Consider the following 22118-nt stretch of genomic DNA (forward strand, 5'->3'; position numbering starts at 1 on the left):
GCAGTTTACTTGCCTTGTTTCCAAGCTACCATGACTGCTTTGTCTTGGTTAGGAAAGAAATTTAGCATAAAAGAAGATTGTTGCTTGGAAATTTTTTCAAGTTGACGTCTGTATTTGAGTGTCACGCCAGGAAATGCAAGATGTCGGATTACGACTTTGACATTGTCTGGATTGAATCTTTGCGTTTTCAAATATTCTAACTTTTGCGTAAAGAGCTCGATCACTTTTTTTCGTTTGGTATAGTCTTCGAAGATTTCTTTGAATTCAGCTTTCTTCGAATCATCCAGCTTACCGCGAGATCTTGTTACGGCTTCTTTGATCTTGATGATCTTTGGCTCAAGGTTTTCGAGTTCATTCTCATAATTTTTTAGTTTGATGATACCTTCATTGAATAGGCGATCATTTCTGTAATGAAAACCTACTTCTATGGTTGTGTCTAGCTGTGCATTTGAACCTAGATTCGCGACAGATAGTCCATTGTATAAAAGAAGATCGGATGAAATAATTGATCCAGCATCCGCAGTAACAAAAACAGAACCTAAGCATAAGATCTTAGAATTGAGAATATAATTCTCTACGATTAGATCACCCGCGACTTCAATATTTGCGTTTTCTATAAATTTTGCATGAAGGTCGCCATTCACTTTTAAAAGACCTTTGTTTCGATCTCTACCTTTGATGCCGCCTTTGATGTCAAGAGTCTCAGCGACTTCAACATCCATTGATTCAACATTTCCATTTACGAATAGACTTGCTTTGCAGACTAGCTTCGAGCCATCTACAATGCTTCCTTGTACACGAATCGTTCCATCAAAATTGATATTACCTGTTTCTAAACCAACATCAGTTTCGATATTGAGTTCAGGAGATACTGTCACAGAATTATCTGTAGTAAAAATTACACCATTGCAAGTTGCATAATATACCTTTATCGTATATTCTTCGTTATCTGGATCATGTTGTTCATTGAAGCTGACATTCTTACCAACAATCAATTTTGGTCTTTTGATTGCTGGAGCATGGATGGTTTTACCGAAAACGTCCAATCCGGATTCACCAGGAATTCCTTCGAAATGGGATGCAACTTGTTCGCCTTGCTTTACATGAACAAATCTTTCAATATTTCTAAAATCTGCAGATCCATCCTCTTTTATAACGACTCTTTGGGCTCGTGGGAAATTGAATTTAATCCAACCATCCACTCCAGGTTTCGCTGGAATTCCTTCGGCTACTGGGAAGTGAAGAACCTTTGTCAAATTTTCCTTAGATGCAAGGACTTTATTGATCTCTGCTACAACTTTCTGTAGCTTTTCATAATTATTGGGATTCTCTGGAATAGAAAATCGTTCGAAAGTAAGACTTATATCAGTGACAGTTGCTTCTTTGCCAACGAGCCATGAAGGTTTTACGACGAGGGTTGCGAGAAGATTATCGTTTGAAACTTCCACATTCATTCCCCGATCTAAATTGTATTCTTGGGCTTGTGCTGCTTGAAATGGATTCATAGCAACTGTTGATTGCGTTCCGTCACTATTCGAATCTTTCAAATTTTTACCATCCATCACATTCCTTGAGACGAATAAAACCTGTAAATCTCACACATCTTTTAATTTTTTCTAAAAATTTGTATGGATAGTGTATAAATCTTCGTCGTCTATAAGTTATTAACAATCTAAAACCCAAAATTTGCAAGTTCAGTTTTCTATTTGAAGCTTTTCACAATGACTTTATGAAAAACGAATGTTCAAGATAGATAGAAGAACGATTCCGAGCCCTTAAAACCAAGAAAAAAAGTATCCAAAGCATCTTGTTACACCAGGAACGCCTGCAATTTGTGTATGGAGAGGCAGCTGGTCGCCATGAGTAATCACATTTGAGACCTCGAGGTAAACTGGATGCATTCGGTTGCGCAGGCAGGCGTGAATTTTGATAGATTCCTTATATGAAATTACGGGGTCATCGTAGCCATGAAGCAGGCTTAGGGGAGATTTAAATTGCGCTAATTTATAATAAGGCGAGAAATCTCTTTTTATCGAATTGGGCATCACTTCTCGAATTCCATCAATTAAGGACATCCGGAACTTTTTATCATTTAACATTTGTTTCATGAAGTCTCGAGCTGATTTGCTTAAGCCCTCAATTAGTTTGGGGCCTATAGCATTTTCCCCAGTCCGATACAGTCCATTGTCAAGAGCTAGATTGTAAACTGATTCGTTCACTTCGTTATGCAATTTCTTGTCTAAGTATCCAAGGAAATTGAGCATAACAATCAATCCCGCATAATTATCGATTTCAAAATTATCGACAGCATAAACTAATGATTCTCCAAATGAATTGTAAGAACCAACTAACATGGATGAGCGAACGAGGTCACTTACCTTGGGATCGGATAGTGCAATGAGTCCTAATGCACCGGAAAAGCTTGCAGAGAAATACCCAACCTGACCGGGTTTGTGGAGATCTTCTCTCTCATAAAAATGTTTAAATAAATTGACTGACTTTTCAATGGTTACTTCCCTTATCAGTAGGGATTTTACTTCCGATAACTCTGGACAGGCAACTGAGTATCCGCAGAGCGCAAGATTTTTTGCTAAGTTTTGGATTCGGACATCATCAATTCCTAAAGCACTCATTCCATGAAGTAGGAATATTCCAGGTAGGTTTTTTGGGTCTTTACCTGGTGGATAGAAAAGTAAAGTTCTTGTTCGATTGCCTGGCGAAAATTCAAACTCAGTCTCATGAACTTGAGCTTTATCATTTTTTCGAATTCCGGAATAGTATCCGAGTAAAGGGATACCTTTAAGTAAGGGATTTGCTTGCATCAGTAAATTTTTCCATCAAGAGAATCAGAGTCATTCTCCCCAAATTGATTCCACCCCTCTTGTCTGTCAAAAAATATATGAGTATGTATTGCCTAAACCTTTTCATATCTACAGAAATCAATTTATGATTCAAATTTTCTGGAGGAAGTATGTCAATATTGAATCTTCCTTGCTTCATTTCACTGATTAGACTTGCAGAAATTTGATTTGCAAACTCCAAAACTATCGATGATGAATGCGGCCTTGTTGTCGGATCGATTCCGAAACTATCAGCGATCTTAGGTAGCAGTTTTAATTTTGTATATCCGTCCATACACAAAAACATGGCGCCATTGACTTCACCTTCGAAGGCAACTTTCGTACAATTCTCAAAACAGATCCCTTCGTTCTTTGACGGTCCATAGGCTTCACGAATTGCTGATATGCGCAAAGTATTTCTGATATAGTCCGGTAGCACTTGTGAAATAGTAAGAATGAATTTTTCGTCTAACAGTGGATCCATTATTTTTTGCCTAAGCGGATAGCTTGTGACTTTTTCTTTTGGCAAGATTCAACTGGATGAAGGCGTTCTCTTCCCATTGACTAGGATCTATAAAATTAGCTTCACGTTTGGAGTAACCTAAAACAAATTCCGAATAGAAACCGTTCTCATCCATAAGTTTCAAGGTTTTATTCAAATGCTCACCTAGATCTTCAACCTCGGTTGCAGTCAAAAAGAAACTGAGTGTGGATTCTTTGATTCGGAAGATTGAAGTTGGAAGCATCTCTGCAAGAAATGCGATAAATTCTTCTCTGTCATCCGAACCTGCAATCTCTAAAAGAAATAAAGAGGTCAGTTCTGTTGCATGGAATTTTTCCCGAAGTATAGTTTTGAAGTGATTTCGGTTATAGACCAATGTTCGCGGATCCATAATAGCAAGTTCGTATTCATTTCGAGCTTCCCATTCAAAAGCAAATCGATCTGCTTCCGATTGAAAAATCAATAGATCCTGATCGGTAAAGGAAGAAAGCGTCTCCATCATAATAGCCCCATAGATTCTATGTGGAGTGGAGATTGGGATATAAATTATTTTCCCATTTTCTGATCGTATATGTATTCTTTGCATAAGGTTTGTGATGATCGTTGGGTCGGCTTCCAAATATGCATCCATATCACAATTGATAAAGAGATTTCCTCTCTGAATTAAGAATTCCATAAAATTCTCTTTTTCAAATACAGTAAATAGTGAGTTATCGATTTTTGTGCGATTGGGAAGTTCTTGAATGAACTCTTTTACAATTGGACCCAAAGTTTCCTTTTTGAATCTATCCACGCGAAAATTTTTGATTCCGGCAGGTTCGAGATTATTTTCCTTGTTTTGCGATGAATTATTTTTTAAATTATATGAAATATTTTCAAATGATTTATTCGAAGTTAGATGAATTTGATCACGTTTTTGATGATTTTTATCTTTTTCATGATTTTCTAATTCTTCATCCAATATATCTTCATCACCTGAACTTTCCTGATTCGGAAAGCTTGAATATGGTTTCGAAAATTCTTTATCGGGTTCACCATATTTTCTAATCTCCCGGGTCACCATCGAATCTTTGGCTTCCGTACTTTCTGTATTTCCCATAAGCATTATGGTATAGAGAAATAGAGCCAGTAGAGTGATGGAGATTGCGCCAAGAGCTAAGGTTTCAATTGAGCCTGAACCCAGGATAGCAAGTGTTGGAAATCCGACGATTGCTGGGAAATAAATAATTCGTTTGTCTTTCATAATCATTCTGCCGTATACTAATAGTATCGGGAGAGATGGTTCTACCTAAACCGTTTTTCTAAGATGGGGAATTTTGAAACTCTACTCAGAACTTGCTGAATATTACTTCGATATTGAGAAACCAGGACGAAAATTGGATGAAGAAATCCATTTTGTTTCTGAAGTATTCAAGCGACATAATGTAAAATCCGTTGTGGATATCGGATGTGGATCAGGAGAGCATGTAAAAGACCTACAAGCAATGGGTTTCAAAATCATGGGAATTGATTCCTCTCCGAAGATGATTGAAACAGCCAAGAATCGATTTCCGCATTGTCGATTTGAAGTAGGTCGTATGGAAGACTATAAATTAAAAGAGCCTATCGATGGCTTAGTCTGTCTATTCGGCACGTTCAATTATTTAATGACAAATGATGATATCAAAAAGTTTTTTCAGAATGCTTATAAGAATCTGAAGACTGCTGGCATTCTAATACTTGATGTGTGGAATGCGGAACCGATAAAGAGAATCAAGCGTAAACCATTGGGTCTTGTTGCAAATATAAGAGTTGGTGAGACAATGATTCGTCGTAATCGGGGATTTCGTTTAACGAGAGCAGATGATTTAACAATGGTTGAAGTCAATTATGTTTATAACCTTAATAAATCCGATATCAAAGATAAGCATGTAATGCGAGTGTTCTATCCTCTTGAGATGGAAACTCCCATCAAAGAAGGAAAATTTGAAATCCTCAATCAGTTTGGTGGCTTCAGTGGTGAAAAATTCAGAAAATATGGTGGAAGAATCCTTTACGTTCTAAAGAAACGATAACATAATAGTCACAAAGAAGGTGATGTATGTCGGAAGAAACCCAAGAATTTCAAGTTATTGTTGTTGGAGGAGGACCAGGAGGTTACGTTGCAGCGATTCGCGCATCTCAACTTGGTTTTAAAGTAGCAGTAGTAGAACGTGAAAAAATGGGTGGCATTTGTTTGAATTGGGGTTGCATACCAACCAAAGCTTTATTAGAAAGTGCTCATCTTCTAGAAGATATTAAATCATCAAAACAATTTGGAATCCAAGCAGATAAGATTTCAGTTGAATTCCCAGAAGTCATAAAGCATTCACGAAACGTTGCAGACCAGATGGCAAGTGGTGTTGATTTTCTCATGAAGAAGAATAAAATTACCGTGATCAATGGTAATGCAAAAATCATCGACAAGACTACTATAGAAGTTTCTGACAAAGATAAAAAAGTTATTTCGAAACTAAAAACTAATTATATCATCTTAGCTTTGGGTGCACGACCTCGTCCCTTACCATTTCTGCCATTTGATGAGAAATTTGTTTTGTCGAGCAGAGAAGCAATGGTTCTAAAAGAAGTTCCTAAAAAGCTAGCTATCATTGGAGCTGGGGCGATAGGAATTGAGTTTGCTGATATTTATGCCTCAATGGGAAGCGAAGTAACTGTCATCGAAGCTCTTCCAAACCTGTTGCCGAATGAAGATGAAGAAATCTCAAAAGTATTGGAAAGATCTTTCAAGAAACGAAAGATTGATTTTTATACATCCACCAAAGTATTGTCAGCTGAAGTTTCTGATAAGAAAAAGTCAAATAATATTTCTCTTACTCTGGAAGGAAGTGATTCCAAGAAAGAAACGATTGAATGTGATCGAGTGATTGTTGGAATTGGGGTGATTCCAAATACTGAACAAATTGGTCTAGAAGAAGTTGGAATCAAAGTATCACGAGGATTCATTGATATAGATAAATTCTATAGGTCAACTGTTGATAATATTTATGCGATTGGTGACTGCATTGCAACTCCCTTGCTTGCTCACGTTGCATCCAGTGAAGGTATTCGTGCCTCGGAAGATATTTCCATTCGGGAAGGCAATCCCCATCATTTAAAACCTGATTTTCTAAATTACTCGGCTATTCCAGGCAATACTTATTGCCATCCTGAAGTTGCATCTGTTGGATTAACCGAGAAAAAAGCAAAAGAGAATGGTTTAGAATTCAATATTGGAAAATTTCCGTATACTGCAAATGGTCGAGCACGTGCAATGAATGATGCCGAAGGATTTATAAAATTGATCGCAGATAAAAATACGGATGCTATCCTTGGTGCCCATATTATTGGAAGTGCTGCAACTGAGATGATCAATGAGATCGTTCTCGCAATCAATAGTGAGCTAACGATTACTGGAATTGCTAGATCTATTCATGCGCATCCAACAATTTCGGAAGTGATCATGGAGGCAGCAGAAGCTGTTCATGGTAAGGCGATCCATATTTAAAAATGGTTCATCTAATCGAATTAGGATTAACCGCAATGTAATTGTAAGTAGTAGCTATGGACAAGATTTGGATTCCATAGCTTCAATCCATTTGTATATTAAATCTACACCTTCAACATGCGTGAGCGCTCTTCCAATCTGGGGCATCATCGCTCCAGGATCAGTTGTAGCCATTCGGTAGTGTAGGATTGATTCAAGTGGTTTGCCTGGAACTACATCAAATCTTAGGCCACCGCCACCTTTGCCAGCAGATCCAGGAGTTTTGCAAACACCAAACAATGATGAGTCGCTCTCATTGTATGATAGAATTAGTTTGGAATTGATTCCACCTGCCGCACTCGCTTGATGACAATGGGCACAGTTTATATCAAGGTAAGCTCTCGCTCTATCGTTTATAGATTCATTTGTATTGGATGCATCTGCAAGTTTAGGGATACCGAAAGAAGGAAGACCAACTAATGCTTTTTTGGATTCCATATATTCCAGTTGGTTCACTTTGTCCGCAGAAAAGCTATAATCTTTATTGAGATGCCTTGCTTTGATTCCAATAGGCACGATGGATTGTGATCTACCTTCATATGCTTGATGACAAGACGCGCATTGATTTCTGGATGGGACGCTGTAGTTAAAAGATTGTTTATTTCCAGATTCATCCTTGTAAACAACCGGAATGGATTCTCCTGCGTAGGCAATTTCTGCGTCTGTATTCAGCTCATTCCAGAGATAAGATACCGCAAACCATCCTTGAGGTTGATGGATGAGGAGACGCGTCTCAAGCCTTTTGCCATATTTGCCTGACTTGGTTGCAAAATTCTCAGGCAAGGAGAAAGTCTTAGCAATAATGCTTCCAATAGGTAGTTCAAATTCCTTCTCAGAGTTATATGCCATATTGGTTCCGTCTGGTAGAAAGATGATTCTATCCTTTCTGGTATAATCCGAGAAAAGAGGAGTGTTCAAATCGTACGGTATCCCAGTAGAAACAGAAGTTAGACTCTCAGATTTAATTTCAGTAAACAATCCATACTGAGAAATTTTGTCATGAACTTTAATAGCTTTACCATCTAGATTCAGATTTGCCTTCGAAGAGCAGTTTGCTGTATTAAGACAGACTAAAAACGATATCATAATTTTCGCTATGCTATCCCTATATTTAATTCTAAATAGAATTTTTAATCTGTCTATCAATTGCAATTTAGGCTCCATAATTTCTATCCTTTATTTGATTAGCAAAAGCAATCATGTTCCAGGAAATTCTATCGGCATTCCTTCGAATTTGAATCCTTCACAATCGAATCCATTGTTCGGACTTCCTCCGTAGGATGGTGTGTCTGATATTTTGTATACTCTTGTATAACCTGCTTCTACGGAAGCTTTGATAGATTCATCCGTTGGATCTTCAGAATTATTTAATAAGGCTGGAAGATTTATATCAAATATGGATGGATCTTCTTTTCCTTTATTGTTGTTCTTAAGGCAAATATTGTTGTGATTGCCTGGGTTATTACCGAACCAAGTCGTCATCGCAAGAATTGTAAAACCAGGCTCAACTCCATCATACATTATGTTCGGAACTGGCTCAGGCTTTAGTCCTTTCGAAGCGTTAAATGTATTCACAGCATCATTCACTAATTTGACAAGCACTCCTAGTGGACGATCTGTAACATTGGTTTTGCCATTATCTACTGCGGAACCGGATCCGCCTCCAAAAGAATTGTCATGTAAATAGATATTATATGCTCTCCAATTGTTCATAGGCCACTCAGAGAAATTTGGAGTCTCAGATACTAGACCACTCACAATTCCAATGTCCGTAGAATTGTTTGAACCAAATTCATTATCGTAGATTTCAATATCACGAATTGAAGTTAGAACCATCCCAATCCCAGCGGGAACTGTTTTTACAATCCCTGTGCTAGCAAAATTTGGATTATTGTTATTCATGATTTTGTTTTTATAGACACGTATATTTCTCGAGACTATTGTATTTTTATTAAGATCATAGGCAAGAAAACCGCCAGTATTGTTCGTTACAATATTCTCATATACATCAGCATTAATTGTATTTTCAATTTCGAGGCCCATCACATTGTACTCAGCCCTGTTGTATCTAACAAGCGCATTGATGCATTGACCGACATACAAACCTGCATCTGATGCATAGAACGTATCTGTATTTTGTAACAGGACATTCACAACATTCACCGGGTAGACTCCATAAGCACCATTCTTCTTCATATCCTCACCGGATGTTGCTGACCAAGTCACTTCGATATTATCGATAATTATATTTTCGGATAAACGAATTTCTAATCCGTTCTTAGGGCTATCCAAAATTTTTAAATCACGAATAGTAAAAGAGTTTGATGCTTCAACATCTACTCCATTAACATTTCCTGCTTCTACAAATTTTAAGATGGTTGCCTTCTTGCCTGCACCCTTCAAGGTAATTCCATTTACCGAAGAAATTGAGACACTATTGTTGAATACAAAGGTTCCGGCTGTGAGCTCAACTGTTGTACATTCTTCTAATGAATTGAGGACAGTTTGTAACTCTTTGGTCTGGGCTGGAGTGAACTTTAATTTCTTGGATTGCTTGTCATTACAGTAGATTTCTGAACTGGAAAAAGTCTTCGGGAAAACTAGATCTGTTCGCTTCTCCATACGTGAGAGATAGAGAAAAGTTATATATAGGATTGGTAATAAAACGATTGTACCAATAACCAATAGTTTTCTGTTAACGTTCTTCATTGAAATTCACTCCTCAAACCTAATAATGATCAATTTAATGCAAATTCAAGAACAACTTGAACGCAAGATAATTACAAGAAAAAATCTCCGCAAAATGAAGAGATTTGGATTGATTTATGCCATTAGTATAGGTGTAGCCTTAGCAATTCTTGGGTCAAAAGGCGACTGTATTCGTTAAATGTTGAGTCCTAGAATTGGGCAGATCTGAGAATAAAACTGGAATTCTGAGAAATTTATTGATAAATTGTGAAATTATCTGATTCGATGAGTTAATTATTTCCTTTTTTCAATTATTGTCTGGTTTATTGGTCAATTTATCATTTTATATCGACTAATAAAGATTAACTGAAGATCAGATGGAAATAGCATATACGGATGCTGCGGGCAGAGTTTCTGATCCGGATCCGATCTGCTATAAATCCTATGTGAGTTTAGATGCAGGTGATGTTAGTGCAATGCCACTTACTCCTGGCTTATATACTTGGTCGACTGAACTGACTATTGATAAGATTCATTGACATCATATCAGCGGTTTTTTTTGTCTTAAAATCTCAAAATAATCTATAAAATAAACCTTGTCAAAATGCAATCTTTGAATAGGTTCATGTCTGTGAGTTGTCTTCGGCGATTTATTTTTTTGTATATTCTGACTGCTCTGATTTTCGGCAATACCGTAAGTTCAGAAGAAATTTCCATTCATGTAGAAGATTTTCAGAATATTTCAAACCTTGCAAGATACAAGGTGGTCGATCCAGAAATTCTGAATCCTCTAAATCCTCAGATCCTAGGATCGAGTCCGAATCAATCCAATGAAGATTCTTCTATTGATGGGAATGATTGGAAGAAATTTAATCAAAATTATCCAAATTTAGGTTTTTTGCGTAGCGGAGTATGGATTCATTTTCAATTTTCGAATCCCAGTAACTCCAAGAAAACGTCATTTCTAGAACTCCGATATCCTTTGTTAGATGAGGTGGATTTTTATGAGATTAAGAATGGAGTTGTAATCCAAGATGTTCATACTGGCGATCTTCGCAATTTTGATACGAGAAAAATAGAGAATCGTTTTTTTACTTTCCCGATCGAACTCGAATCTCAAGAAAAGACGGAAGTTCTAATTCGAATTTACTCTACAAGCCTTTTCTTTTTGCCTTTTCGTATCTATTCCCCCATAAGTTTCTATAAGTCGATTCAGAGAGATAGTTTAATTTATGGATTCATTTATGGGATTATGGCGTTCGGAATTGTTTATACTCTAGTTTGGTTTTTTCTTCTTAGATCAAGGATCTATCTAGTCCTAGCACTAATGATTTTAATCAGTTTGGTATTTCTATCTATTCTCTCTGGTTATTTTTTTGCAGTATTCTTTCCAACCTATCCAGAATTTATTTCGAGAATAACACCGAGTCTTGTCTTTGTCAATTTTGCATTGTTTCTTTTGATCATGATCTATTCGATGATTATCAACTCATCTTATCCGAAATTTCATAAAATCCAAATTGGAATATCGATACTGTGTTTAATTTTTGCAGCAATTGGATTTTTTCTTCCTCAAGAGATTACATTGCGAGTGGCAACTATTTCAGCTTTTTTGATCATTGGAATCTCTATTTTCAATGTTGTCCAAGGTCTGATACGAAAAGTAATTATTTCTTACTTCTTTCTTCCGATTATTTTACTCTATTCTTTTTCTGCTGGAATTAGAGCTGTATCGGCTTTCGTCGAGTTGCACGAATTTTTCTATTGGATTGATTGGAGCCAGGTCAATATTCTATTTTCAATTGCGTTTATTACAGCTGGATTGAGTTATCAATTTCTAAAATTAAAGAATGAAAAAGATGATATTGAGAAGCAGTATTTTTTCTCAGACAAAAAGTTAACAGAAATCAAACAAGAATTAAATGTTGCAAGATCAATTCAGAATTATTTATTGCCTAGCTCACAGCCAACTAATTCAAAACTATCCGTCGAAGCTTACTATCGCCCAGCAAGTGAAATCGGTGGTGATTTTTATGACTTTGTAGAACTCGATGAATCGGGGATTGGATTTTTTATGGCTGATGTGACGGGACATGGTGTATCAGCAGCTATGTTTGCTTCAATGGTAAAATTTTCTCTTGCAGGATCTGCAAAAAAATCTTGGAAATCACCAGCGAAACTTTTAGAAAGTCTAAACTCCAATCTCTATGAGACATTGGGTAAGTTTCAGCTAACAGCTATTTATATATTCTGCGATACAGCTTCCAAGGAACTCAGAATTGCTCGATGTGGCCATCCTCCCATGTTACTCCTGACAGAGTCGCAGCCTAAACCTCAGGAAATTTTGACCAAGGGTGCCTTGATCGGATTGCTAAAAAATCAATCTCTCGAAGAGAAGGTGATATCGATTGAAGAGAAAACTCGATTCTTTATCTATACAGATGGATTGGTGGAAGTGGAATCAGATTCAGGTGAAGAGTTTGGAATAGAAAAACTCACGAATCTGTTAACGGAGAAAGCTCATTTGAATCCAAAAGATTTTTCCCAAACACTAGTTGCGGATTTGAATCGGTTTGCCAGCAAAAATTCAGGCTTTCATGACGATGTCACTTTCTTAGTTGCAGATTTTAAAAATTTATAATATAAAAAACCAAATTGTCAATAGCCGGTTGTCTAATTAACAATTCATTTATGGTTTGGTTTTCTAATGCAGTTTAATACTTCGACCTTCATTGGTTATTTTATCATCATGTTTTTCACTTTCGGCAATTGTTCTTCATCCAATTTATTCTATGATCCAAACAAAACTCACCATACAAAATCTGGTTTTATAAATCCAACACCTGGATTTCAAGATCACGGATTTTTGGATCTTTTCCGCTGGATGTCAACGAGGTTTCTCAATGAGACGTCCTTAGATCCAGAGGATTACGAATTTATAACTTATGAGAATGATGGGAAAAAATTATTGAATTATAATGGTCGCTGGTCTGTGACTTGGATCGGCCATGCAACCACTATAGTCCAGATTGAAGGAATGAATGTGGTGACCGATCCAATCTGGTCGGAGCGTTGTTCTCCTGTTTCTTGGGCGGGGCCTAAGAGATACACGAAACCTGGTGTTGCAATTGAGAATCTACCCAAAATCGATGTGGTAATTATCTCGCACAATCATTACGATCATATGGATATTCCTAGTTTGCTTGAATTGGATCGAAAATTTTCACCTTTGTTTTTGGTTGGTTTGCGCAATCGTCAGTTTCTAATTGATGCAGGAATACAAAACGTACGGGAGTTGGATTGGTGGGATGAGATCGATGTGCTCGGTAAGAAAATCGTTTTCACTCCAACTCAACATTTTTCAGCAAGGGGTGTGTTTGATCGTGATGAGACTCTTTGGGGTAGCTATGCGATAATCGGCAAGAAGACTAAGGTTTTTTTTGGTGGTGATACGGGCTATTTTCCCGGTTTCAAAGAGATTGGAGAGAAGTTTGAGGGATTTGATCTCGCCATTTTGCCAATCGGAGCCTACAATCCGAAGTGGTTTATGGAGCCTGTTCACATGGATCCGCCTCAATCTGTTCAGGCTTATATCGATTTGAAAGCAAAATTCCTAATGCCTATGCATTATAATACTTTCGTTTTGACTGACGAGCCGCTCGATGAGCCAGTACCGTATACCAAGAAGGAACTCGAAAAAAGGTCAATCTCTCTCGATAGGCTCTTGGATCTTAAACTGGGAGAAAGTTTTTTTGGGAACTAATTGCAATCTTTAGGACTGCTTTCTACACTGTCCTAAAAAACAGAGGGGTCACTATGCTCATTCGCAGGTTACTAATAGCCTTAGTTCTAGTGTTTTCATTTTCCATTGTATCTTTATCTTTATCCGCTCAGGACAAGACCGAGGCTACTGAAAGTATATCTGAAGCTCCTGCTGTCGATTCCGAATCGCATGAAGAGCATGTAGACCACCATAAAGGCGAGGAATTACCTTACTGGACTGTGATACCTTTTGTTTTGATTCTTCTGTCCATAGCGATTCTTCCAATTGCATCTCATGCTACAGAACATTGGTGGGAGAATAATAATAATAAATTATTGATCGCCCTGATATTGGGCGGAATTTCGTTTGCTGCACTCACATATTTTGGTTGGTTCCATACAATTGTTCATACTGTAGTTTTTGAATATATTCCTTTTATAATATTACTTGGTTCTCTTTATTATATTTCAGGGGGAATTGTATTAAAAGGCGATATTGAAGCAACCCCTCTTAATAACACCTTGTTTTTGTTAACGGGAACATTGCTTGCTTCTTTTATCGGAACTACAGGTGCCTCGATGCTCTTGATTCGTCCTCTATTGAATACGAATGCAGAGAGAAAGCATGTTGTCCATACGGTGATCTTTTTTATATTTCTTGTCTCAAATATTGGTGGTTCCTTAACACCATTAGGCGACCCTCCACTTTTCTTGGGATATTTACAAGGAGTTCCGTTTACTTGGACATTTGGGCTTTTTCCAGAGATGTTTATAGCTTCTTGTATACTACTGATTTTATATTTTATATGGGATTCAATCAAATACAAACAAGAGTCAATTAAGGATATCAAGAAAGACCAGACAAATATCCAGCCGATTACTCTAAGCGGACAAGTAAATTTTATTTGGTTACTTGGAATTGTTCTGAGTGTTGCCTTCATCAACCAGAATTACATTCCAGCAATTAAGGATTACCCTTATCTTGGATTCATTCGTGAATTCGTGATGATTGTTTTTATTCTTCTCTCACTATTTACTTCGAAAGAAGAATACAGAAAGGAAAACAAATTTACTTTGCATCCAATCACTGAGGTTGCCTATTTATTCATTGGAATATTTGTATGTATGATTCCCGCATTAGTCTTATTGGAAGCGCATGGTGCCGAGTTAGGCGTGACTGAGCCATGGCATTTTTTCTGGGCAACTGGTTTATTCTCATCTGTTCTTGATAATGCACCGACCTATCTAACATTCTTGAGTCTAGCTAAGGGATTACTAGGTTACAATTCAGTTGCACAAATTCTTGCCAATCCTGCCGCAGAGGCTTTGCTTAAAGCTATATCAGTCGGAGCTGTATTTATGGGAGCCAATTCCTATATTGGTAATGCTCCTAACTTTATGGTTAAGTCTGTTGCTGAAGAGAACAAGATCAAAATGCCTTCATTTGGTGGATACATGTTGTATTCAATTGGGATACTTTTCCCAATATTTTTCTTACTCACGCTGATCTTTTTTAAATAGGGATTTATTCGTATAAAAATTAAATTTTTGAACGGAAATGAATCCTTAATTAAGGAAAAGTTTGTAGATTTAAAAATGGATTGTCTAGTCTAAGATGGATTCATCGGATCTCTATCGAATTGCTCTTGGAATTAAATCTTATGAGCAACCGAAGGAAAATCGTGATAGGCTAGGCAAATCATTTGCAGCACTAGTCAGGCATATCGAATCTGGTGGCAATTTACTTTACGGAGTCGATACCTGTTTTGGACCCCATGCATTCTCTAATCAAATTGATAGAGAAGAGCTACAACGTTCTCTCATTTATCATTTATCGGTTACATCTCCTGGGTCAGATTATCTAAACCATAGGGAATCAAGATCCGTACTAATTGCACGAACTCATGTGTTATCACTTGGTTATTCTGGGGTAAGTCAAGATCTGATTGATCTATTGATTGAGATGATTGATAAAGATTGTATACCAAAAATTCCCGCCCGAGGAAGTCTTGGAGCTAGTGGAGATCTAATTCCGCTTTCTGCAATAGGATTGTGTATAATGGGCGAAGGGGTTTGGTTAGGTGAAGGAGATAAATCTAAAATTTCCGGAATTCCGCGATCTTTGAGACCGAAAGAAGCAATCTCTTTAACTAACGGAACATCATTTATGAGTGGGTTGCTATCCTATCAGTTGGAAACAGCTCGTGAATATGGCAATCTTATATTAGAGACAATACGATTGTTTACAATGATGTTGCCAGTCTACAAAGACGCTTTTGATCCAGCCTTGAGTGTGTGCAGTCCATCTCAAGGCTTGAATAGAGTCTGTGAATATATTTATCCCTCAATTAACGCACGCACCAAAATAGATGGTGTTCGGATCCAAGATTCCTATGTCATTCGTGCAATACCGGAAATCCTGGGCTGCTATTTCGATAATCTCGATCAGCTAACATCGATAATAGATTTGGAATTGAATAGTGTCTCCGACAATCCAGTTTACAATGAATCAACAGATAACTTTATCGAGGGGGCTCTTTTCTATGGAAGTCGTATCAGCAATGCGGCGGATCAACTCTGTCTTTCTGTGGTATCACTGTCTTTATGGTTGGAGAGATTGATCCAATTTATCTTAGATCCTAATGAAAATGAAGGTAGGTTGCCATTGATGTTATCATTGCAACCGGGTCGATATGCAGGGCTTGCTGGAGTTGGTCTATTGTGCACTCATTTGGTCGCGGAGATGAGACGAGATTCTAATCCAGGTTCCGTACAGTCTATACCCACCAATGGAGGCAATCAAAACGTTGTTCCTATGGGCGGACTTAGTGTTGTTCGAAATCGAAGACTTATGGGAGACTTTCGATCGTTGATATCTTGTTATCTTCTGACTCTTCGTCAAATGAGTTTTATATTAAAGAAAGAAGAATTATTTCCAAATGCATTCCAATCAATTCCATCTACTTCTAAAATCTCCCATTTGGCTCGCCTATTGGAGATTTCTCCGATTCTCAGCGATAAATCACTTGGATCTGAGATCGGTCTAATAGATGGCTGGTTGCAAGAGGGTGTTTTTTTCCTTAGATAGCTATTGTGGTTGACGCGAGACCCTAGTTTACCAGTCTGGATGGGAAATGGGGGATTTATGAGCAAACCTTTGATCGTGCAGAGCGATAAAACCATGCTTCTTGAGGTGGACAATCCAGAATTTGAAGCCTGTAGGGACATATTATCCCGATTTGCCGAGCTTGAAAAAAGCCCGGAATATCTACATACTTATAGAATTTCACCTTTATCTCTTTGGAATGCAGCATCGACCAAGATGACAGCTGAAGAGATCATCGAGGGAATGCAGAAATATGCTAGATATGATGTTCCACGTAACATCATAAATGATATAAAAGAACAAATTTCCCGATATGGAAAGGTTAAACTTGTAAAAGAAGAAACTGGCGAATTGGTGATCATATCTAATGAGCGCGGATTTTTGCAAGAAATTGGAGCGCATCGTGCGGTTCAGCCTTTCATCGAAACTATTGAGCCAGACAAAATCTTAGTCAAAAAAGAATACCGTGGCCATATAAAACAAGCGTTAATCAAAATTGGATTTCCAGTCGAAGACCTTGCCGGCTATGACGAAGGCAATAAATATGCGTTCAATATGAAACCAGTTTCTAAGTCTGGAATCAAATTTGGAATGCGAGATTACCAAAGATCTAGTGTGGAAGCTTTCCATGCTGGTGGCAAAAACGATGGTGGATCTGGAGTAGTCGTTCTACCTTGTGGTGCTGGCAAGACAATCGTTGGAATGGGTGTCATGCAAATTGTTGGTGCAGAGACATTGATTCTTGTTACGAACACATTGTCCATTCGTCAATGGAAGAATGAAATTATTGACAAAACAGATATTCCAGAAGAAGACATCGGAGAATATTCAGGTGAAGTAAAAGATATTAAACCGATTACTATTGCGACATACAATATTCTCACACATAGAAAGAAAAAGGGTGGGGACTTTACTCACTTTCATCTATTTAGTGCTAAGAATTGGGGATTGATTGTCTATGATGAAGTGCATCTTTTACCTGCACCAGTATTCAGAATGACTTCTGAACTTCAATCGAAGAGAAGGCTCGGACTTACAGCGACTCTCGTCCGAGAAGATGGATTGGAGGAAGATGTATTCTCGCTTATCGGACCAAAGAAATTTGATGTCCCATGGAAAGAATTAGAAGCGAAGTCGTGGATTGCGGAAGCTAAATGTGTTGAGATCCGTGTTCCTATGGAAGAAGATCTTAGACTAAAATACAGTGTCGCTGATGATCGAGAGAAATTTCGTCTAGCATCTGAGAACCCGGAGAAATTACGTGGGATCAGATACATCATTCAAAAACACAAAAACTCTCATCTACTTGTCATTGGTCAGTATATCAATCAACTTGAAGTGATCGCTGAGACTTTCAAAATTCCTTTGATTACCGGCAAGACTCCGTTAGGTGAGAGGCAGGAATTGTACCAAGCTTTTCGATCGGGCGAGATTCGCCAGTTGGTTGTAAGTAAGGTCGCTAACTTTTCCATTGACTTACCAGATGCGAATATTGCCATTCAAGTTTCTGGAACATTTGGATCTAGACAAGAAGAAGCACAGCGCTTGGGTCGAATCCTCAGACCAAAATCGGTAGATAATACAGCCGTATTCTATTCATTGATCTCAAGGGATACAAATGAAGAAAGATTTGGTCAGAACAGACAATTATTTCTAACAGAACAAGGTTATGAATACCAGATCTATACTTTGGATCAATTTGCCGAATCTCTCGATAATAAACCAGAGGAAGAGGCCGTCTCGGTCTAATAAAAAGAAAGTAAAAGGAAACTAAATGAAGTTAGTTGCTAGACGTCTAGATGTAGTTGAGCCTTCTCCGACACTTGCTATCACTGCAAAAGCAAATGCATTGAAAGCGAGTGGTGTGGATGTTATTGGTTTTGGTGCTGGGGAACCAGATTTTGATACTCCTGACCATATTAAGGTCGCGGCAAAGAAAGCAATGGACCTGGGCAAAACCAAATACACTCCTGTCTCTGGAACGGTCGGACTCAAAGAAGCCATTTTAGCTAAGTTCAAGAAAGAGAATGGACTCGATTATGAGAAAAATCAAGTCATAGTTGGAACTGGAGGCAAACAGGTTATTTACAACTTCTTTATGGCAACATTGAATCCAGGAGACGAGGTAATTATACCAGCGCCTTACTGGGTCAGTTATGCAGATATTGTTCGTCTTGCCGAAGGTGTTCCTGTCATCGTTTCAACCACTCCAGAATCTAACTTTCAAATTACGCCAGTTCAGTTAGAGGCAAATATTACACCAAGAACGAAAGTTTTTATTTTCAATTCTCCTTCAAATCCTACTGGGGCTGCCTATTCCAAAAAAGATGTCCAGGCACTATGCGATATATTAGTAAATCATGATATTATTACTTTGAGTGATGATATATATGAGAAAATTATTTATGACGGCTTGGAATTTTGCAATCCTGCAATGATAAGCCAAGCTATGAAAGAGAAAACTTTTATTGTAAACGGTGTATCAAAAGCCTATTCGATGACAGGTTGGAGAATAGGCTATGGAGTGGGTAATGCAGAGATTGTCAAGAATATGGATACTATGCAAGGTCAATCAACTTCTAATGCATCTTCTATATCTCAAGCAGCTGCTGAAGAAGCACTAAAAGCCGATCAAGATTGTGTTGAGACAATGCGAATTGCTTTTGATAAAAGAAGAAAATTGATAGTCGACCTACTCAATGAGATCCCTGGTATTCAATGTAATCTTCCGCAAGGTGCATTCTATGCTTTTCCTTATATTGATGGGGTATATTCTTTGCCGAAATTTCAAGCAATATTGAATTCAGAAGCGAATGCAAAATCAGATAAGAAGAATAGTTCACCAAACAAAAGCACTGTTTTTTGTGATATATTGTTGAATAAATACAATGTTGCTGCTGTACCAGGTATAGCATTTGGTGATGACAACGCTCTAAGATTATCGTATGCTCTCGGTGAAGACGATATTCGAAAGGGAGTTGAAAGAATAAAGAAAATGGTTTCGGATTTGTCTTGAAGTTTTGAGAGCAAGTAAATGTAAAAATTTGGTATTTTGGTTTGGCCTAAATAAATGGGTATGCAGATTAAAATATTCGAATCTTTGCATTTTAATCAATCTTATTCTTGTTATTGGGGGATTCCAATCACTTCATAGCGAAGAACTTCCTTCAGAATATCAGGTTCATATACGAAGCTATTCTGTTCCCCTCTACCTAAGTCCTGATAAAAAATCCGAAGTCATAGCCGTTCTGCCATATGGGCATTCTGTCAATTGGGATGGAGAATATTTGCTGGATCCCAGTAAGCAATGGATTCCTGTAAAAGAAAAGAATGGATTAGCTGGGTTTTTGATGAGATCCCAGACCATTGTTTACAAAAGACAAAAACGGTTTGAGGTGTTATCCAAAGAAGTTGATCGCCAAATTCAATTTATCTCTTCATTGAAGAAAGAAGCTGATGTAACAAACTCTCGGTTGCTTGAGTCCGCAATTCAATTAACAGATTTCCTTTTTGATTCAGTAAGTGAAGCAAACTATTCAGGAGATCAATTTTTATATTTAAAAGCAAGAGCGGGAGAAAGTCTTGCGATTACAGCAATCCATATCAATGAGCGAGATCATGTTGATTTTATTTCTAGATACAATAACTTTATGACAAAAGTTGCAGATTCGGAATCAAGCATAGTTCGATTGGATCAGAACTATTTTTGGAAATATGCATCTTTATATCAAAATTTGAAATCAGGGCAGCTGTCCGCTGAATTAGCAATCGAATATACACCTGATCCTAATTGTGATAAAGAGCCATCTTGTTATTTAGAATATCTTACTGATACATACTTACGTTATTTACTGATTTATCCATTTGGAAGAAAATCTAAATCCTATCAAACTTTAGTCACGAAATTGTTAAATGATTACACGAGGGACTTTGATCAAGTTCGATGTTTTCCCCCATCACCGCCATCTATGTATAAGAAAATCGAAGACTTCAAGAATCGAATGAAAAAAATATTAGATACCTATTCAACTAAAGATCAAATTACAGATCAATCCAGTCGATCATTCAAAAATAAATATCCATGGTATGTAAATTGGAAATTATCAATTCAAAAAATTGAAAAGGAATGCTTTCCTAGAATATGAGTTTATTTTTCAAATTGTATTTTAACAATAGCGAGGTTGATTCACCTGAATTTATAAAAACTTCGAAGCATCCGATTGTAATTCTTCATGGGCTATTTGGATCATCAAAAAACTGGGTAAGCGTCGCAAAAAATTTATCTAAAGATCGATTAGTTTATTCTTTAGATTTGCGCAACCATGGAAATTCACCACATTATTCAAGTCATACGTTGAATGACATGGTTGAGGATTTAAGAGAATTCTTGATTGAGAATAATATTTTAAAACCGATAGTGCTTGGGCATTCTATGGGTGGTCTTGTTGCCATGTTATATTTTTTAAAATCTAGATCAGAGCTTGGAGCTGATGTATCTGGTAGAAGTCTTGCGGATTTATGCGGAATTATCATTCAAGATATTGCTCCCAGACATTACCAATTTCAATATGAAAGGGAAGTTGAAGCAATGAGCCTAGATGTTTCGAAAGCAAATTCAAGGCAAGAAATTGACAATCTTATGAAAGAAATTGTTCCGAATACTTTTATTCGACAGTTTTTACTAATGAATCTTGAACGAAAAGAAATTCAATCACCAAATGAGAGTAATTACTATTGGAAATTGAACTTACCTGCGATAGTAGGAGATCGAAAATTATTTTCCAGTAATTTTGAGCTATTTAACCCTGTCCATGATTCTGGAGTATTGTTCATGTTAGGCAGTAATTCTGAATACATGGAACCCCAGGATAGACCTTTAATGCAGAAGTTTTTCCCAAACGCGACGATAGTTGAAATTGAGGGTGGTGGACATTACATTCATTATACTCACGCTAATGAATTTATTTCTAATATTATGAAATGGCTAGAATTGAAGAATATTTGATTCATTAGGTCGATTTGTGGTAAACTTTGGAAATACCTTATCAGGGGTATTTTTATGGATTTTGATTATAAATCAGGGGAAGTTGTTTTCGAATCTGAGCCAGTATCTGAGATTGAACTTTTCCCAAACATTGAGCCCGTTGTGACAATATTATTAGAGCCTTATTTAGAAAGGCGGTTTCGTGAATTGTCAAAGTTAAATGGTGGGAATCGATTATTTTTCCATAAGCTTGTATTGAAGTATTCCTCGCTCGTCCAACCAAATGGAATATTTCCGGAATCAAAGAGTGATCGAACGGTGTATCAAGTTAAAGGTGAGTATACGCGATTGAATTTTCGACCTATGTCTACTGATTGGGCTACTATTGGTTTGCTAGCCTTGAGTTTAGGTGTGTCGCGTTGTCTTTTGATTAAGTGGATGTTGGATATGGAGGTAATGGATTCAAAATCTGATGGAGTTCCTACAAAATCTCGTCCTCACAACATAACCATCCTCAAACTTCACCTAAACTCCGGCAAAAAAAAATTGACTCGCAGGCTCAAAAAACTGCGAATATATAAATACCCAACAAATTATCAGGAAATAGCCCGGCGCAAACAGTATTTCTCAAAATATTCCAGTCATATTCCGAGGGATCCAGATTAAACCAAATG

18 protein-coding genes are annotated in these 22118 nt (G+C 37.3%); 12 read left to right on the top strand and 6 right to left on the bottom strand.

Annotated features, from left to right (window positions below):
• Positions 1–5 precede the first annotated feature (5 nt).
• From O4O04_RS05160 to O4O04_RS05175, 4 genes are all read right to left on the bottom strand, one after another.
• Entirely contained in the window at positions 6–1562 is a 1557-nt protein-coding gene (locus tag O4O04_RS05160; protein ID WP_272534640.1) for a DUF342 domain-containing protein, read from the bottom strand.
• A gap of 213 nt (positions 1563–1775) precedes the next feature.
• Positions 1776–2822, bottom strand: a complete 1047-nt coding sequence (locus O4O04_RS05165) for an alpha/beta hydrolase (RefSeq protein ID WP_272534641.1) — start codon at positions 2820–2822, stop codon at positions 1776–1778.
• Positions 2800–3324, bottom strand: a complete 525-nt coding sequence (locus O4O04_RS05170) for a chemotaxis protein CheX (protein WP_272534643.1) — start codon at positions 3322–3324, stop codon at positions 2800–2802. The genes O4O04_RS05165 and O4O04_RS05170 overlap by 23 nt, the downstream gene beginning before the upstream one ends.
• 10 nt (positions 3325–3334) lie before the next feature.
• Complete coding sequence (locus O4O04_RS05175; RefSeq protein ID WP_272534644.1) at positions 3335–4585, bottom strand: hypothetical protein; 1251 nt, start codon at positions 4583–4585, stop codon at positions 3335–3337.
• Between the two features lie 73 nt (positions 4586–4658).
• Between O4O04_RS05175 and O4O04_RS05180 the strand changes: the two genes are divergently transcribed.
• Together O4O04_RS05180 and lpdA are read left to right on the top strand one after the other, a co-directional pair.
• Positions 4659–5396, top strand: coding sequence for a class I SAM-dependent DNA methyltransferase (locus O4O04_RS05180; RefSeq protein WP_272534645.1), 738 nt, complete (start codon positions 4659–4661; stop codon positions 5394–5396).
• 26 nt (positions 5397–5422) lie between these two features.
• Complete coding sequence (gene lpdA, locus O4O04_RS05185) at positions 5423–6865, top strand: dihydrolipoyl dehydrogenase (RefSeq protein ID WP_272534646.1); 1443 nt, start codon at positions 5423–5425, stop codon at positions 6863–6865.
• A gap of 54 nt (positions 6866–6919) precedes the next feature.
• Here lpdA and O4O04_RS05190 read toward each other — a convergent pair whose 3' ends face one another.
• Both O4O04_RS05190 and O4O04_RS05195 read right to left on the bottom strand, forming a co-directional pair.
• Positions 6920–7990 carry an SO2930 family diheme c-type cytochrome gene (locus tag O4O04_RS05190; protein WP_272534647.1) on the bottom strand — a complete coding sequence of 357 codons (1071 nt, stop codon included), beginning with the start codon at positions 7988–7990 and terminating at the stop codon, positions 6920–6922.
• 111 nt (positions 7991–8101) lie between these two features.
• Positions 8102–9613, bottom strand: coding sequence for a parallel beta-helix domain-containing protein (locus tag O4O04_RS05195; RefSeq protein WP_272534648.1), 1512 nt, complete (start codon positions 9611–9613; stop codon positions 8102–8104).
• A 356-nt stretch (positions 9614–9969) separates the two neighbouring features.
• Between O4O04_RS05195 and O4O04_RS05200 the strand changes: the two genes are divergently transcribed.
• From O4O04_RS05200 to O4O04_RS05245, 10 genes are all read left to right on the top strand, one after another.
• On the top strand, positions 9970–10131 hold the full coding sequence (locus tag O4O04_RS05200; protein WP_272534649.1) for an ice-binding family protein: 162 nt from the start codon (positions 9970–9972) through the stop codon (positions 10129–10131).
• Between the two features lie 86 nt (positions 10132–10217).
• Complete coding sequence (locus O4O04_RS05205; RefSeq protein WP_272534651.1) at positions 10218–12233, top strand: SpoIIE family protein phosphatase; 2016 nt, start codon at positions 10218–10220, stop codon at positions 12231–12233.
• 108 nt (positions 12234–12341) lie between these two features.
• Entirely contained in the window at positions 12342–13355 is a 1014-nt protein-coding gene (locus O4O04_RS05210; protein WP_272534652.1) for an MBL fold metallo-hydrolase, read from the top strand.
• 53 nt (positions 13356–13408) lie between these two features.
• Positions 13409–14875 carry a sodium:proton antiporter gene (locus O4O04_RS05215; RefSeq protein WP_336297492.1) on the top strand — a complete coding sequence of 489 codons (1467 nt, stop codon included), beginning with the start codon at positions 13409–13411 and terminating at the stop codon, positions 14873–14875.
• Between the two features lie 94 nt (positions 14876–14969).
• A complete protein-coding gene (locus O4O04_RS05220; protein ID WP_272534653.1) occupies positions 14970–16442 on the top strand; it encodes an aromatic amino acid ammonia-lyase in 1473 nt (490 codons plus the stop codon).
• Between the two features lie 57 nt (positions 16443–16499).
• The gene (locus O4O04_RS05225; protein WP_272534654.1) at positions 16500–18209 is read left to right on the top strand and encodes a DNA repair helicase XPB; all 1710 of its coding nucleotides are present in this window, start codon (positions 16500–16502) and stop codon (positions 18207–18209) included.
• A gap of 25 nt (positions 18210–18234) precedes the next feature.
• Positions 18235–19476 (top strand): pyridoxal phosphate-dependent aminotransferase, encoded by a 1242-nt coding sequence (locus O4O04_RS05230; protein ID WP_272534655.1) that lies wholly within the window; start codon positions 18235–18237, stop codon positions 19474–19476.
• A 4-nt stretch (positions 19477–19480) separates the two neighbouring features.
• The gene (locus O4O04_RS05235) at positions 19481–20605 is read left to right on the top strand and encodes an SH3 domain-containing protein (protein ID WP_272534656.1); all 1125 of its coding nucleotides are present in this window, start codon (positions 19481–19483) and stop codon (positions 20603–20605) included.
• Positions 20602–21465 (top strand): alpha/beta fold hydrolase, encoded by an 864-nt coding sequence (locus O4O04_RS05240; protein ID WP_272534657.1) that lies wholly within the window; start codon positions 20602–20604, stop codon positions 21463–21465. The genes O4O04_RS05235 and O4O04_RS05240 overlap by 4 nt, the downstream gene beginning before the upstream one ends.
• A 54-nt stretch (positions 21466–21519) precedes the next feature.
• On the top strand, positions 21520–22110 hold the full coding sequence (locus tag O4O04_RS05245) for a DUF1564 family protein (RefSeq protein ID WP_272534659.1): 591 nt from the start codon (positions 21520–21522) through the stop codon (positions 22108–22110).
• Positions 22111–22118: the final 8 nt, after the last annotated feature.

The sequence above is a fragment of the Leptospira sp. GIMC2001 genome (assembly GCF_028462125.1).
Classification (GTDB): Bacteria; Spirochaetota; Leptospiria; order Leptospirales; family Leptospiraceae.